Below are 16,735 nucleotides of genomic sequence, written 5' to 3' on the forward strand. Positions count from 1 at the left end.
AGCTGTCCCAAGCAGATTGGCTGCGGGTGACAGCTCCTTTTTATTATTCGACATAATTAATGCACCTTTAGCTCGAATAGTGCATCCCCTAATTAACGGTATTCGACAACATTTTTGAGGGAGCAGGTCCAAAGGTCTTGGTGGAAGGGAAATAGTCCCGGAAACTCTAAGGAATATCTGGTTAATTCGATGCTTTAACCAAGGAAGCAGGTTCAATATAATACCATTTGAAAACGCTTTACTATGGCAGGGAGGGGCGAGAATTTCGGTTAACAAATTATTAACACAATTCTTCTTCACTAGAAATGGAGGTTATTATGGAATGGCAGGAAGCAAGCATAAATCATGGATATCATCTTTGCTTAGCGGTGTGATGCTGTTGTCTCTTCTGATGCCGGTGAGACAGGTGATGGCAGAGGACGTGACTTCGAATACCGGAATGATTCTGGATCAACGGGAGATGGAGATTGGACCGGGAGCTACGTACATATGGAAGAGCATGAAGCTGGACCGGGGATTAGAAAAGCTTCATTATGTGGAGTTCAATCCGAAGGATCAATTACTCGAACTTCAGCCGGGAAAGACGGACGGGAAAATATATGGTATGCAGGGAGTTACCCAAATGGCATCGGATGCTGATAAAGAAGGCAATCGGGTCATCGCAGCTATCAATGGAGATTTTTATGATATGTCGAGCGGGTTACCTACCGGTCTGTTTATGGGAGATGGCGAACTGTTGAACAGCCCTCCGAATAATTGGTTTGCCTTTGGTATGAAAAAGGATGGCTCGACGATTTATGGACCAAGTCCCAAGCTAACCCGAACCGTAAGTATTAGGGGAATAGAAAGCAATCTTACAGCAATCAACCGCCTTCGCAGCAGTGATGCGTTGGTTCTCTATACCCCTTCATTTCATACATCAACTGCAACCAATGACCTGGGTGATGAAGCTGTGCTTGAGCTAATGTCAGGCGAGGTGAAGAGCGGGCAAACCTTGACATTGAAGGTATCCGAAATACACAAGGATAAAGGCAATACTCCAATTACGGACGGTAAGTTTATCTTATCTGCATCTGGCCAGCATCGCGAAGCTTTAGAAGGGCTTAAAGTTGGTGATGAGATTGAGGTGTCTTTAGAGCTCGAAGCGGATTGGAAGGACGTTACGATGGCAATAGGCGGGCAAACCCGTTTAATTGCGAATGGGGACATTGTTCCAAGCAATGATCCGAATGCACATCCTCGTACAGCGATTGGTACGAAAGCCGATGGTACTATAATTATGCTTGTCATCGATGGCCGTCAGCCTGGCTTCAGCGAAGGTGTAACCTTGAATGAGCTCAGTGAGATCATGAAGGAGATGGGAGCTGTTGAGGCTCTTAATCTGGATGGTGGCGGCTCTACAACCTTCGTTGCGAGAATGCCGGGGGAGGCAGCTCGTAAAGTGATGAATTCTCCGTCTGACGGCGGGGAAAGAAAGACGGCGAATGGTATTTTGCTGGTCAATAAAGCTCCGGAAGGCACAGCGGAGAAGCTTGTAGTGAAGCCACCGATCGAGCGGGTGCTCACAGGCTCAACTGCGGTGTTTAAAGCAGCAGCAGTAGACCGTAACATGCATCCAGCCGGCCTGCAAGACACCGTGGAGTGGAGCGTCTCACCAGAACTGGGAACGTTCGATGAATCTGGTGTATTCACAGCCGGATCCGCTGCAGGGATAGCAGATGTAGAGGCCGTGTCTGGTAGCTTGAGCGGGACGGGGACTGTAGAAGTGGTAGATGAACTAACAGAATTAAGTTTTGGTGATACGGTCAAGAGCTTTGCCCCGGGACAGTCCGAAACGCTGAAAGTAACAGCTTTACGTAATGGCCAGATTATCCTAGCTGACAACAGTCAACTGGAATGGAGAGCCGAGGGAGATATCGGGTCATTTGACGATAATGGTACCTTCACAGCAGTGGATGAGACGGAAAGGACCGGAAGGATTATTGTGAGCTACAAAGGCATTGAAGCTTCTGTAGATGTGAATATTGGCCTTCCGCCAGTCATTCTGGAGGATTTCGAGAATGGCTTGGATGCTTATCTTGAAAGCGCTGGTGCACAATTCAAATCCGTTAAGGTGAGCATCGAGAACGATGAAGATTTCGTGCGTTTCGGCAATAACTCGCTGAAGCTGGAGTATGACTTTACCGGAACTACGGGAACTTCAGGCGCTTATCTGCAAACCAAGAGTGCAGAGAATAATATTGTCATTCCGGGTTATCCGGAAAAAATAAGCATGTGGGTGTACGGAGATGGGAAGAAGCACTGGCTTCGCGCTCAAATGCGTGATAGTAAGGGAACCATTCCTCTTAATTTTGTTGATGAGGGGGTTGGTGTAGATTTTAAAGGATGGAAGTACTTGGAGGTAGACGTTCCTAAGGGGCGTACGATGCCATTGACTATGGATATGCCTGTGCGGTACATGGAGACCTCGAATGCCAAGAAGGACGCCGGTGTTCTCTACGTGGACCAAATACGTGCGCTCTATGGGCCAAATCAGGACGATATGAATCCACCGGTGCTTAAGGAGCTGTCACCTGCGGATGGAACGACCATTAACAGTAAGCAGCCCAAAATATCACTAATAGCAGAAGATGCTGATTACGATCCAGTTCAGAACCCAGGGACGACATTAATCGATCCGGACAAGATCCGTTTCTATCTGGATGGGAATCTGGTGGAGCATACACTGTATCCGCCTAAAGGTGAAATTCACTTTACACCTCCAACACCTTTAGCAGATGGGGTTCATCAGGTGAAGGTTTCCGTTAAGGACCTATCCGGCAATCAGACGATCCAAATCTGGACCTTTGACGTAGACACGGGCGCCTCCAAACTTGTATACAGCACACCCAAGGATATTTATGCGGGTGGTACGTACACATTAGACCTGTCGGCTGTAAAGCCATCAGATATCCAAAACGGGGAAATTGAATTCGCCTATGACCCGGCAAAGCTGGAGGACCTGGAGCTTGTTCGGGGTGAGAAGCTGGATGAATCTCAGCTGCAGGCTGAAATCGACAGTCAAGCAGGACGCGTGATTTTGAAGCTAAATCATATCCATTCGGCTGATTTGACCGAGCAGGACTTGCTTGGACAGCTTCAATACCGTGTGAAAAAAGATGCTGCAGGAGCGCATACCTTCGAATTTATGTCCGGAAGGATTTCTTTTGTTAGCACAGGGGATATCTCCTATCCATTCTTCGGACTTCCTCAGTCCTCCGATATCCGAACGCATTTGTCACTTGAGTGGAACGAAGAGGGCCAGGTTGAAGGGTATGAAACGATCTTTCAGGTGAAGGATGAGAGCGGCATACCAGTCGAAGGAGCAGAAATAACGGCAGATGGTCAGAAGATTGGTACAACGGATACGGATGGAATACTGAAGGATAGCACGATGACTTCGGCAGTCAAGACATATCAATTGCAGGCTGAAAAAGGAACCTTCTACAGTCCTGTTGTACCATTCAAGGTTTCGAAGCTGTTCGGAAGCCAGACGCCTTACAACATCAATGTAAGCATGGGGGAAGAACCGAAACACTCCAGAGGTTTTACGTGGCATACGCACCCGGGTGTGGATCAGTCGGTAGTTGAAGTGGTGGAGGCATCGAAATTTACCGATTTTAATGGAGAGAATGTGAAGGTGATCCACGGTGAGAGTAGTCTGTATCATACGCTGGATATCGGCACGATTCGGGTGCATAAAGCGAATGCAGATGACCTGAAGCCTGGAACCCGTTATGTTTACCGTGTAGGCGACGGAAAAGAGTATTACAGCGCTCAAGGGACATTCAAGACCGCAGAGACGAAAGGAGATCATACGAAGTTTTTGTATTTTGCAGATTCCCAAGGGAGTAGTGAGGCTGACTTCAAGCTCTGGGGTAATACGGTCCGAAAAGCGGTCGGAGAGCACCCGGATTCTGAGTTTATCTATCAGGCAGGAGATATGGTGGATAAGGGCTTTAATGAGAACCAGTGGAATTTATGGTTTAGGGAAGCGCAGGATGCATTCCTGAATACGACACTGATTGGAGCTATCGGTAATCATGAAGTCATGGGAAACAAAGGGAACGGTGATTTCCTCGCACACTTTAATCAGCCTGGGAATGGTGTGCCGAGTCTGAAAGGAACGAACTTCTCCTTCGACTACAAGAATGCTCATTTTATTGTGCTAAACAGTGAATACCAGTACGAGGAGCAGAAAGAGTGGCTTGAGCAGGATCTCGCTAAAAACAAGAAAAAATGGAAGATTGCGATGTTCCACCGCGGACCTTACGGAAGCATCTACGATACCGTGGAGGTCAGGGATTTATGGGCACCTGTGTTAGAGAAATATAACGTCGATCTCGTTCTGAATGGACATGATCATATGTACTTACGGACTCATCTTATGAAAAACAAGCAGGTTTCAACAGATGGTCAAGGAACAACTTATGTCATTGCAGGCTCGTCAGGCTCCAAGTTCTATTCGCGCACTTCAAGAGATTGGCAGAAGGTGACGGATGAAGAACAAACCCAGATGTATGCTTCCGTTGAGATAACGGGTGATGAACTGAGAATGGTAACGAAGACGGTAAGCGGTCGGGTGGTAGATGAATTTACGTTATCTAAAAATACCACTGAAACACCAGGCCCGGGTAATGGTGACGGTGGGGGAGATACAGGAGGAGGGACTCCTGGTAACGGCAGTGGTGGTGGTTCAACAACCCCAGTCCAGCCGCCAACCGTACCTGTCCAACCTGTTCCGAGCCCTGATGTTACAGGTAAGCTCTCGATAAGCTCTTCTGAATTAGCGGCCATGACGGCAAAAGGTGCAGTGGTGTTTAATACGAAAGCTCCTTTGGAGGAGTTACAGCTTCCAGGCAATACAGCTGCGTTGTTGAAGAATACACCTGTATCGGTGAATGCAGGAAATGTATCACTTACGATCCCGTCAGATGTGATCCGTTCGCTGAGTGAGTTGATCCCGGCTGATCAGCGTGATGGAAGCACGATTAGACTTAATGCCAAGAGAGTAGCCAGTGAAGACGCACTTCGCTTGATGGCAGAAGCAGCCGGTAGATCGGGCGCTGTGATTGGTGCAGCCAGTGATTTGCTATCTTTTAGCTTAAATATCACAACGAAGGACGGTAAGACAACTGAGCTTTCGACGTTCACTAAACCAATTACGCTTCAATTCCCTGTAAAGGGCGGTGTGGATCGAAAACTGACCGGAATCTATTACATTGCAGCAAATGGAGACCTCGAATACGTCGGTGGTACATGGAATGGGGATAAGCTGCTGACAGAGATCCATCATTTCAGCACTTATGCTGCACTTCATTTCAATAAGAAATTTACAGATGTTCCAGCAGAACACTGGGCTTCTCAGGTTATTCAGGAGCTGTCGGCCAAGCAATTTATTAAAGGAATCAACGATCATCAATTTGCGCCAGCCAAGCAGGTAACAAGGGCGGAGTTCGCAGCTATGCTCGTTCGTGTGCTGGGTCTTAAGGAAGAAGGAAGCATACAATTTAGTGATGTTGATTCTAAAGCATGGTACGCAGGAGCCGTTGCTGCAGCTGCTAAAGCAGGAATCGTGAGTGGTATGAATTCCAAGGAGTTTGCCCCGGATGCTGTGATCAAACGTCAGGAAATGGCGGCTATGGTGGTAAGAACGTATCAATCAGTGGCTGCACAGCAAGGCTTGCAGAGTAATGAGATTCAATTCAAGGATGTGAAGAATTCACCGCTCTGGGTTCAGGAATCTGTCCAATCGGCATACGATCTTGGTCTGGTGAAGGGGAATTCGGATAATATATTCAAGCCGCAAGATGTAACCACACGGGCGGAAAGTGCCCAGGTGATCTATAACCTGCTAAAGAAACTGCCAGGTTATGCGATGTAATTAAAAACAGCCTCCATCCGGTAATGTACGGGGTGGAGGCTGTTTGGTGTTTAAATATTGATTAATGTTTCTTAGGGGATTTACTTAGAGTTTGTCGTTTCTGTATCTTTCACTTCTGCAACCAGAGTGATAGGTTTAGATGGTTTGGACATAGCAACGACCTCAGAGAAAAACTCAGATTTTTTTACCACACTCAAAATAATAAACTTATATTCTTTGCCGGCAAGAATAGTTTCCCCATTTCCATCTTTAGCTGGTATTTCTATTACGTGTTTGATATTGACGTCTGCTTCCTTGTTATCCCTCGTTTCTCTCTTTCCTTCAGCTGGCTTATGTTTCGTTAAGTCACTAAGGAGTAGAGGGGTTACTGTATTCCGTTTAAATAGTGTTGATTTCGAAGGGAAAGCTTTTTTTAGATTAAAGCTATCTGCTTTGTCTGACGGAAGAACTAAGAGTTGGTAAGAACTGATTTTGGAAGCATCGGCTGCTGGTTTAAAACTTATCTCTAGATTTTTGCCGTCCGTCGCTGGCTTTACTTCTATATTACTTGCTGCTGATGGAGATTCAGGGTTCGTTTCAGTTTCTGGGCCTTTGATTACAATAACGGATGAAGCACTCGATAATTCATTACCACCATAACCGTCGCCATTGTTAACAGCTAAGACGTAAAAAATGTACTGGGTGTTCTTAGTTAAAGGAGTTTTATTTACATCATTAGTTCCTAATGCGAAGTTTGCTTTCAAATCATTTTCCTTTGGATCAATTTCTTTGTATGAGTTGGAAGCTACTTTATTCGCTTCCTCCAAGCCGAACGGCTGCATACCAGTTGAAGGTACAGGTACAGCCATAACACGATATTCCTTCAGATTTTCTGTGTTATTAGATGACTGGAATGTGACTTCAAAACCCTTTGCTTCATCATCCACTTTTGCAGTTACATTCAATGGAGGAGTTACCGAGGCCCCTTTTAGTGTGATTGGTGAGGAAGGGGCAGACAAAGCGTTACTCTCTTTACCATCTTTGCTCACCGAGAGAACATATACCACATAAGAACTTTTAACGGCGATAGGATTTCCTTTAAAGTCTCTTGCATCTGCAGGTATGATTTTATCTTTGGTTTTGTCTTTGTCTACTGTTATATAATTACCTTCCTTAACTCCATTAGCACTGGCAAGAGTGAAATCATCTTTGTCGGATTGTTTAACAAAGATTATTCTGTAAAGATCGATTTTTGAATCATTGCTCGCTTTATCGAAAGAAACGCGCAAACGGTTGTCATTTTTAGGTCCCAAATCAGTTACCGTTACATTCGTAACCGGATCCACCTTAGTATTAGTTAGCGTGATCTTATCTGATCGATTGGAAAGTGCAGTTTTTCCGGCATAATCACCCTTACCAATGGCTGATACGAATACATAATAGGCGGTCCCCTCAATTATTTTGTTACCGTCCACATCTTTAGCATCTGATTCAAGTATCTTCGTAATTGCACTGCTTGAGTCTCTTACCACAGTATAATTGCTGGCTTTTGTAGGGTCGAAGTTAGCTACACGATCTGCTTTAACAACAAGGATGCGATACTCACTAATATTGCTGTAATCCGGTGAACTATTGAACTTCACCTGCAAATCACTGCCGTTACCATTATCGCTAATGTCCTTAACCTCTGTGATCGTAGCGGCTCTCAGTGTAAGGTTGGTGCCCAGCTTAATGACTGGCGAATAAGATGACAACGCATTGCTGCCACTGTAATTACCACTGCCTACTGACATGATGAACACACGGTATTCCATATTGTTTTCAATAAGATCTCCGTCGGTATCAACGCTGCTGGATTTTAAGATCTGGCTAATGTTGCTTCCTGTCTTGCTGATCTGCGTGTAGTAATAGCTGGATAAATTATTAGCTTTATCCAGATCAAAATTACTCGCATTTTTCGCCTTAACCACGAACGCCCGGTAGCTGCCAATATTAGATTCATCGGATGCCTTCGTGAAGGACACTTTGAGGTCACGGCCATCGCCATAGTCACTTACATCACTTGCCCCTACACTGGTTACAGGCGTTACATAACGGTTGTTACCAAGCGTAATGGTTGATGAGTAGGACGATAGCGCGTTGTTGCCGGAATAATTGCTGTTGGCTGCTGACATAATGAACACGCGGTAGCTGACACCGTTACGGATATAGTCTCCGTCTGTATCCCGGCTGCTTGAGTTCAGGACCTTGCTGATGTTGTACCCTGTTTTGCTAATTTGGGTATATCTAGAGCTGGATAACGAGTTAGCGTCATTCAGATCAAAATTATTCGCTTTACTTGTCTTGACCACGAATGCGCGATAGTGGTTAATGTTGCTCTCATCCGAGGCACGAGTAAATGAAACTTGCAGATCCCGGCCATCGTTATAATCGCTCACATCCGTGATATAAAGATTAGAAACCGACCCTACACTAGCGGTATTATTGTACAAAATAATATCGTTCGACGGGTTCGACAACTTGTTGTTTCCTGAATTATTGCCTGTGGCAACAGACATGACGAACACGCGGTAGTAAACGCCATTTCTAATGGTCGCGCCATCCACATCTCTTGCTCCAGAAGATAGAGCCTGCGTAATGTTATTGCCAGTCTTGTTCACTTGTGTGTAATTGTAGCTGGATACATTGTTCGCTTTGCTTAAACTGAAATTCTTGTAGTCACTCGATTTTACAACAAAAATGCGGTAAGCCCCGATGCCCGATTCGTCAGACAGCTTGGTGAAGCTTACACGAAGATCCCGGCCGTCGCCATAATCACTGATGTCGGTTATTTGTGTGATGACTGGCGCGGCGGTGGAGCCTGTTGCCAGCGTAATGGATGAAGACCCGGAGGAGAGTCTGCTCGCTGCCGTATTTTCATTGCTGCTTACGGACAGAACATATAATGTGTAAGGTATTCCGTTCCTGATATATTCTCCGGAAGAGTCGCGTGAAGAGGAGCTGAGTACAGTTGACAGAGTCGTACTGCTGCTGCTCGTTTTATTTACCGTTGTGTAGTTTTGGCTTGCTACAGATTTAGCTGCTGCCAGATCAAACCAGCCAATATCCTTGGTTTTAACGGCAATGACCCGATAGCTCGAAATATTGGACTCGTTTTTAGCGCGGGTAAAGCTTACAGAAAGATCGCGTCCATCATTATAGTCGCTAACATCATTTCCTTTTACGTTAGTCGCTGATTCAACAGCGTTCGTATTTACAAGGGTGAGTGAAGGGGAAGGTGATGATAACACCACTTCACCGGCAATTTTTCCAACGGCTAATACGTAAGAGGTATATGCCTGACCCTGACGGATATACTCCCCGTCTACATCACGTGAATTGGAAGTTAGTGTAACAGATGGATCAGATCCAGATGGATACACTACAGTGAAGTTAGATGATGGAACCAGCTGTGCGGTTGATAGATTAAAGCTGGATGTCTTCGAAGATTTCACAACCATTACCCGATACTGAGCCGCGCGGGATTCTGTAGCGGACTTGGAGAAGCTGACTTGAAGATCCCGTCCATCGCCGTTATTTCCGATATCTCTTAAGGTTACATAAGATACAGGATACAGGCTGTTGTCAGGTGCCGGAACGCTGTGATCTGAAGTTTTGATCGTTACCGTCTTGGTCTTGGAATTCCAGCCGACCTTTTCTCCTAACGACTCACTGACGAATCGCACGGGTACCATCGTCGTATTTTTTATTACTTTGGCTGGTACATCAAGATATACAGTCTGCTTGTTGATCGTAGCTGTCTTGGCGTTGATCTTTAATACGATTGTTGTTCTGTCTTTCACTGCGGTGACGGTTTGTGCTTTCTGGTTCCATGTTACCTTGGCATCAAGTGCCTCGAAGATTGCTCTCATAGGCAGCATAACACGGCCCTGAATCATTACGGGTGCCTGACTTGTTGTTAATTTCACTCCATCGATCAGAATGGTGAAATTAATTGCTGCCTGTGCCTGTGATTGGAATAGCATGGGTAGAATGAGCATCACTGCTAGCAGAGCAGTCCAAAACTTCCTCACGTCATAGACCTCCTTTGAAATGATTGTTATATTTTTCCTCGCTTATAAGACGCTGTAAGCAAGGTGAAAGTTTCAATCCTACTTCCGGTTTACGAAAATTTTGTTTGGCCTTATCAGCGTTGATGATTAGAAAGGGGCAAAGGACCATGAAATCTGAAGAAGGGAAGGCAAAGTGGCCGCTTCTGTTATGTGAGAATCAGAAAAAATGGGAGGCTTGGCTTTCGCAAAACTACGATCAATCCCAAGGGGTCAAGCTCCAAATAGCTAAAAAGAACTCTGCTCTATCGTCTGTAAGTTATGCCGAAGCGCTGGATATCGCTCTTTGTTATGGATGGATCGATAGCCGTAAGGAATCATTGGACGAGAACAGCTGGATTCAGCGATTCGGACCGCGAGGAAAGAACAGCATTTGGTCCCAGGTAAATAAGGAGAAAGTCCAGCGCTTAATAGAAGAGGGGCGAATGAAGCCGCCGGGCCTTCAGGCAGTTGAGACGGCTAAGATTAACGGACGCTGGGAAACTGCTTACGCACCGCCAAGCCGTGCTGTAATACCGGAGGAATTAGAAGCTACTTTTGCCGATCATCCGTGTGCAAGAGAAGTATATGAATCTTTAAGCAAACAAAACCAATATGCGATTCATTTTCGCATTCAGAATGCCAAAAAGGCAGAGACTCGCGAGAGAAAAGCGAAAGAATTTATACAGATGCTGGAAAGCGGCAAGCAGATCCATCCTTTAATGTAAAGCGAATTGGCCTCCTAATGAAGATCGCTGCGCTCGCGAACCTTAAGCATGGATCATATCAAATAAAACGGACGCCGGTTTTCAACCGGCGTCCGTATTTTAGCTTTGGAAGCTGTGCTTAAAATCATCCTGTGGAGGTTCCTGATATGGTCTATTCCAGATCCACGATCCGGTTCATATTCGTGCCTTCGCTGTTTTTGCCCAATAGCCTGCGGAATAGGAACTTGGCCATTTTGAACTTGTTGCCGGCATCCCAGTACTCGGCGGTTTCGGCATGGACCTTAATGAGAACGAGGTTTGGATCATCGTAGGTCGTTTCCAGCAGTTTCTCATAAACGGGGCTCCATAATTCTTTCATTTTCTCGGGGCTTTGGACCAGCTCGGCTTCCCCACGGATGGAGACGAAGGACTTGCCGGCATAGGCCACGTTGACCTGTCGGTTTTGCAGCAGCTCGTGGAATTTTTCGGTATCTTTCTTGGTCAGAAACCACAGGTCGCCGTCGAACTCAATGTCCTGAGTCTTCATGGGACGTGAAACCAGGCCTTCATCCGAGACGGTCGTCAGCATCGCCGTTTCGATGCCTTTAATCATTTCGCGTACTTTCTCGATCGCTTCTTGGTTGTCGGAAGCAGGATTTGTCATTTTATTCACCTTTTCCAATTTGTATTTAGATTAGTATTACACTCATTTATAATCTGCCAAACGAAGGGATCGATATTCGCGATCAATCCCCTTTTGCAAACCAGGTCGTAAACAGCTAGAATAACAATAATATGGCTTAAACTGTGACTTAGGTCATATCTTTATTTTCGAAGAAAAAGGGGATGGAATAAATGGAACGTATTCAAACGGAGAAACAATACCAGGATTTGATCAACCGGGACGGACTGACCGTCATTAAATATGATGCTACATGGTGCCCAGATTGCAGAACGTTGGATAAATTCCTGCCGGATATTATGGCGAAGCACCCGGATAAGGAATTTTATGCTCTGGATGTGGAACAGCTGGAAGAGATCGCAAGCAGAAATGAAGTAAGGGGTATTCCAAGCCTGCTGGTTTATAAGAATGGGGAGAAGCTTGCACATCTTCACAGTAAGTTTGCGAAGACGCCAAGTCAGATTTCAGAGTATTTGGAAACGCTGGAATCCAAAAACTAGGTAGCGGGCAAATTCCTGTTTAGCTGCATTGAGCACCGAATTACTCAGGCTGTAAGCTGAGGACTCGGTGCTTTTTTTATATTCTGTATTATGGAGTGTATGATATAATCCAAAGCTAAACAGATAACCTGTTCAAGATTTAGGTTAGGGGGAGCATATGGCAGCAAGAAAAAATGTAATCTCTATGGTTGCGATGATTGTATTCGGGTGTATAGTGATGGCTTATGTGGACTCAGTAATCATGCCTGATTATGCAGTGAAATCCATGATCAAACTCGTTATTTTTCTAACCCTGCCATTCGGGTATTGCTTGATCCATAGAGATTTATCATTCCGGTCATTATTCAAATTTGAAAAAAAGGAAATGACATTCTCCGTCCTGCTAGGTGTCGGCGTATTTGTATTTATTCTAGGCAGTTACTTCCTGATCGGACCATTTCTTGATTTATCCCGGGTGACGGAATCACTACAGAACAACATTGGTGTAAACGCGGGTAACTTCATATTCGTTGCTGTTTATATTTCCATCGTTAACTCGTTACTTGAGGAATTCTTCTTTCGCGGCTTTGCCTTCCTCGTGCTGAAGAAATTGACTGGAAGAAGGTTTGCTTACTTATTCAGTGCCGGTGCTTTTGCGGTGTATCATATTGCCATGATGACAAGCTGGTTTACAGTTCCGCTATTTCTTCTGCTAATTACAGGTTTGTTTGTAGCAGGCTTATTGTTCAATTGGTTAAATGAACGAAACGGCAATATTTATGCATCATGGATGGTACATATGTGCGCCAATCTGGCAATTAATACAATCGGATTCATGCTTTTTGGATTGGTATGAATAAAGCTACCCTCGAACTATTCGACTATTCATGTTATAATTTAATTGTGATTTTTTTATCAGCATAATGCAATTATTTTTAGTATCATGAATTCAGGTTATTCAGTAATATGGTTATCAAATAAAAATCTAAATAAATGAATATGGATCTTCGGGGTAAGGTGAAATTCCTGACCGGCGGTGATGGTTCATTCCATTGTGAATGGATCTCAGCCCGCGACTCGCTCTTTAGAAACTAAAGCTGCGACTGACTTGGTGCAATTCCAAGGCCGACGGTAAAGTCCGGATGGGAGAAGATCAAACATAGGTTTGCTGCGGAATTTTTCACGTCTGCAGTAGGCTTATTTGGTCAGCCCCCGTTTTGTTCGACATTGTCGATAACGGGGGCTTTCTGTTGGTAAGACTCCGTATTCAAGGATAGGAGACAGCATCATGGAAAACATCAATACAAGTATTAAAGTACAATCTAAAGAGTCGTCAAAGGCAAGCGGCACTCCTAGATATGGTTTTTGGCTAGTCGTACTCGGTGCGGCGCTCTGGGGGGTGGATCCGCTCTTCCGGGTGATACTGCTGGAGAACATGACCTCCTCTCAAATTGTACTCCTGGAGCATATCATTATTTCATTAGTCGCCGTTCCGGTCATCTGGAGAAACAGGCAGGAATTAAAAAAAATCGGTTGGCGACAAGTCGGAGCACTGCTCTTTATATCCTGGGGCGGATCCGGTATAGCAACGATTTTGTTTACAATGGGACTTTCAAGCGGGAATCTGAACGCCGTTCTTCTTCTCCAAAAGCTGCAGCCGCTGTTCGCGATTATTCTGGCGAGCTTGATTCTCAAGGAAAAACTGCCTCGTCACTTTGGCTATCTGATGGTTATTGCACTCGCAGGAACCTACCTGCTCACATTCGGAATGACTATTCCAATTGGTCACTGGGGTGACTTTGTTCAGATTGGAAGTTTATTGTCACTCGGAGCTGCTGCGCTTTGGGGAGGATCTACGGTTATGGGCCGACTGATGGTTGGTCAGATGAAGGTAGAGACGGTTACTTCACTGCGCTTTGTCATAGCCCTTCCGCTGCTGAGCTTGATAACATTGGGTGAAGGTGCGGCGTGGAATTTGCCTGAGTTTGGAACAGCCGCGTTCGCAGGGGTTTCATTAAATCTGATCGGTCAGGCGCTGCTTCCGGGACTGCTCAGCATGCTGGTTTATTATAAAGGCTTAACAACAACGAAGGCATCTGTGGCTACACTCGCAGAACTTAGCTTCCCGATGGCTGGAGTACTGATCAACTGGGTTGTGTTCCATGAAATCGTAACGGCAGCACAGCTTCTCGGATTTATGATGATCTGGATTGTATTGTTTATTATATCCCGTCAATCGGATTCCGCTGCGAAGGCAAGCGAGTCGCAATAAGCTTATCGGAATAATGCTTCATTCATAGAATGTATATTTGGAGGCCTGCCATGAATTTGGCGGGCTTTTTTCAGCCTTCTTTTCTCAATATTAAGATATTTAAGGTTTTTTTTGTGAAAAAGAGGGATTTTGCCTTTCGGGGTCGAAACAAGTCGAAATAAAGAATGAGAACTTGAGATGGTGAAAAAATAAACAATGAATTTTGATCTGGATATGAGAACAGCCTTTGTGTTTCTTGTTGCAGGACATCTGTTCACGATTATATTGATTACGACCTACCGCTTTGGACAAAATAAGGATCAAGCAGTCAATGCTTTTTATGGGGCCAAATGGATGCAAGCAGCCGGATGGGGATTGGCCATGTTCAGGGGTGGTATCTCCGATATATTTACCGTTTCTGTGGCTAACACGGCACTATTTCTTGGAGCTGCGCTTGAGGCCATTGCTCTATTACGGGCGATAGATGCTTTTCATAGAAAAACGCTTCGTTTTTATATCGGATTGACAACCTTTTGCATTTTAGCATTTCATATCATTCTGGTTGTGGCGAACACGGAGAAACACCGGATTGCTATGGGTTCTTTCGGGATGTCGCTGCTGCTCATATTGCCGGCTGTCCGCATGCTGACCAAGAAGAACGGCTCCGTTCTGATGAAAGTGACCGGGGGGATATATTGCCTGATAGCAGTTGGAGCGATGATCCGTGCGATGATCTCTCCGTATGTAACCGTAACGTTTTTTGAACCTAACCTTTATCAGGCATTGTCATTTTTATCGATATTCTTACTAATGTTCGTAGGGAATACCGGCTTTGTGCTGCTCTCCAAAGAAAAGAGTGACCGGGAACTCCATAAGCTCGCCAGCTTCGATGATCTGACGGGGATCTGGAATCGCAGGACCTTTATACTGGAGGCTAAAAAAGCGATAAAGGACTGTCAGGGAAAAGGGGAGGCTTTTTCATTTCTGCTGATGGATATTGACCATTTCAAGCTGATTAACGATAACTATGGCCATGACACCGGAGACATGGTGTTACAGGAGTATGCCTCCAAATTGAAAGGCGCACTCCGGGATCAAGATTTACTAGGCAGGTATGGCGGAGATGAATTTGCTGTAATGCTTCCGTGTGCTGATGAGAAGAGGTCGGATGAGATTGCTGAGAACATTCGGCGTTCTGTCGAGCAAGCTTATGGCAAGCTGCCCATTTCATATACGCTTAGCATTGGTATGGTGACCGTAGCAGCCGATTTTATGATTCCACTGGATAAAATCTATAAGCTTAGTGACAAGGCTCTATATAAAGCGAAGCAGGAAGGCCGGAACCGTGCAGCCCGCTATCTTGAGGATCCAGCAGAGCCCTCTTCGGGCAGCACGAAAGTGGTGTAATGGGCGGGGGAAGTCGAAAGGTCAATTGACTTTGTGGGTGGCATCGTTTTAGTTCACTCTTCATCAAGTCTGATGATCTCATTAGGTGAGACGGAGTATCGAAAGATCGTTTCCATCTGCGGCCCTTCTCCGCTTAACGGTTCACAGCTTTGTTTTACTGTGATCGTATACCCTGTTCCATTCTGCTCAATCGATGTAATTGCATTGAAGGACTGCAGGCCGTCACCGCATGACGGTATAACATTCAATATTCTGGCTTGCGCGGTATCTTGGGTGAACTCTTGATCTGAGGTACTGCCAGCTGTGATGAAGGAAACAAGTAAAACAAAAACACAGCCTATTATTCGCTTCATGGGTCGTTCCCCCTTTAATGAACGGATTAATTTTGGACTACTGGCCTAATTTTATTTTTGATTCATAAGGATTAATGGAGAGACGCTCCATGTATCCAGCACTTGACCGATTTCAACATCTCCTTTTCTTTAAATAAACCAAATTGCATTATTAAATTCGGAAATCCCGCCTGTACTGCTATAATTTTTCGGCACATTGTCAACAACGAGTATTCTCCCATCTCCTTGAGCCACGACATACCCTTCAATTCCTGAAGCGTCACGAGTAATACACTTCGCAGGGTATCCCCTCCTTTATACGTTTACCAAAAAACTGAATTATTCTTTTTGACGTTATCTTCCTCCAAAAGGTTGCCATCCATACAGAAGGGGCGAAAATCACAAATTGGTAAAAAACTTTCACAATTTCCGTATTTTTAGAAAAAAATTTTCCTGAAAGCATTTACATTAAAGAATTGCTCTGGTAATCTAAAGGCGATAATTTCCTAAAGTACGATTATCCAGAGGAGTGATACAGATGGAGAGCATACCAAAGTACGATGTTGTAGTAATGGGTGGTGGCATTTCCGGGGCCATGGCCGCTGTAGCGGCAGCTAATTCAGGAGCGAGGACACTGATCGTGGAATCTCACGGATTTCTAGGAGGGACGCTGACCGCAAACGGTGTGGGTCCGATGATGACGTTTCACGCTGGTGATAAGCTGGCAATCCAGGGACCAACGAATCAACTCATTGAGCGCTTGCAGAAATTGGGGAAATCACCGGGGCATATTTTTGACACCGTCGGTTTTACATATTCGGTCACCCCGTTTGATGCCGAAGCGATGAAGCATGAGCTTGAGCTTATGGTGACGGAGAGCGGCGGGG

The 16,735-nt window shown here is 45.2% G+C and carries 10 protein-coding genes and 1 riboswitch; of the genes, 7 read left to right on the forward strand and 3 right to left on the reverse strand.

Annotation, left to right across the window (positions count from 1 at the left end):
- The first annotated feature begins 322 nt into the window (after positions 1-322).
- Entirely contained in the window at positions 323-5,923 is a 5,601-nt protein-coding gene (locus BN1234_RS09110) for a phosphodiester glycosidase family protein (RefSeq protein ID WP_054956349.1), read from the forward strand.
- Positions 5,924-6,003: 80 nt separating this feature from the next.
- On the opposite strand, the gene BN1234_RS09115 is transcribed toward BN1234_RS09110, so the two are convergent.
- Positions 6,004-9,975 (reverse strand): copper amine oxidase N-terminal domain-containing protein, encoded by a 3,972-nt coding sequence (locus BN1234_RS09115; protein WP_082423146.1) that lies wholly within the window; start codon positions 9,973-9,975, stop codon positions 6,004-6,006.
- Between the two features lie 146 nt (positions 9,976-10,121).
- On the opposite strand from BN1234_RS09115, the gene BN1234_RS09120 reads away from it, so the two are divergent.
- Complete coding sequence (locus tag BN1234_RS09120; RefSeq protein WP_054956350.1) at positions 10,122-10,718, forward strand: YdeI/OmpD-associated family protein; 597 nt, start codon at positions 10,122-10,124, stop codon at positions 10,716-10,718.
- 151 nt (positions 10,719-10,869) lie between these two features.
- On the opposite strand, the gene BN1234_RS09125 is transcribed toward BN1234_RS09120, so the two are convergent.
- The gene (locus BN1234_RS09125; RefSeq protein ID WP_054956351.1) at positions 10,870-11,361 is read right to left on the reverse strand and encodes a pyridoxamine 5'-phosphate oxidase family protein; all 492 of its coding nucleotides are present in this window, start codon (positions 11,359-11,361) and stop codon (positions 10,870-10,872) included.
- A 191-nt stretch (positions 11,362-11,552) separates the two neighbouring features.
- On the opposite strand from BN1234_RS09125, the gene BN1234_RS09130 reads away from it, so the two are divergent.
- The 4 genes from BN1234_RS09130 (at position 11,553) to BN1234_RS09145 (ending at position 15,516) form a co-directional block, all read left to right on the forward strand.
- Entirely contained in the window at positions 11,553-11,879 is a 327-nt protein-coding gene (locus BN1234_RS09130) for a thioredoxin family protein (protein ID WP_054956352.1), read from the forward strand.
- 157 nt (positions 11,880-12,036) lie between these two features.
- Positions 12,037-12,714 (forward strand): CPBP family intramembrane glutamic endopeptidase, encoded by a 678-nt coding sequence (locus tag BN1234_RS09135; RefSeq protein ID WP_054956353.1) that lies wholly within the window; start codon positions 12,037-12,039, stop codon positions 12,712-12,714.
- Between the two features lie 143 nt (positions 12,715-12,857).
- A riboswitch (FMN riboswitch) is annotated at positions 12,858-13,016 on the forward strand.
- Positions 13,017-13,146: 130 nt separating this feature from the next.
- The gene (locus BN1234_RS09140; RefSeq protein ID WP_054956354.1) at positions 13,147-14,130 is read left to right on the forward strand and encodes a DMT family transporter; all 984 of its coding nucleotides are present in this window, start codon (positions 13,147-13,149) and stop codon (positions 14,128-14,130) included.
- Positions 14,131-14,325: 195 nt separating this feature from the next.
- A complete protein-coding gene (locus BN1234_RS09145; protein WP_054956355.1) occupies positions 14,326-15,516 on the forward strand; it encodes a GGDEF domain-containing protein in 1,191 nt (396 codons plus the stop codon).
- Positions 15,517-15,569: 53 nt separating this feature from the next.
- On the opposite strand, the gene BN1234_RS09150 is transcribed toward BN1234_RS09145, so the two are convergent.
- Positions 15,570-15,869: a hypothetical protein gene (locus tag BN1234_RS09150; protein ID WP_054956356.1), complete on the reverse strand. Its 300-nt coding sequence runs from the start codon at positions 15,867-15,869 to the stop codon at positions 15,570-15,572.
- Between the two features lie 517 nt (positions 15,870-16,386).
- Here BN1234_RS09150 and BN1234_RS09160 point away from each other — a divergent pair.
- Positions 16,387-16,735 (forward strand): FAD-dependent oxidoreductase (locus tag BN1234_RS09160; RefSeq protein WP_156337184.1); only part of this gene is annotated, 349 nt, incomplete at its 3' end.

This window comes from Paenibacillus dakarensis (assembly GCF_001373415.1).
GTDB lineage: Bacteria > Bacillota > Bacilli > Paenibacillales > Paenibacillaceae > Paenibacillus_AQ > Paenibacillus_AQ dakarensis.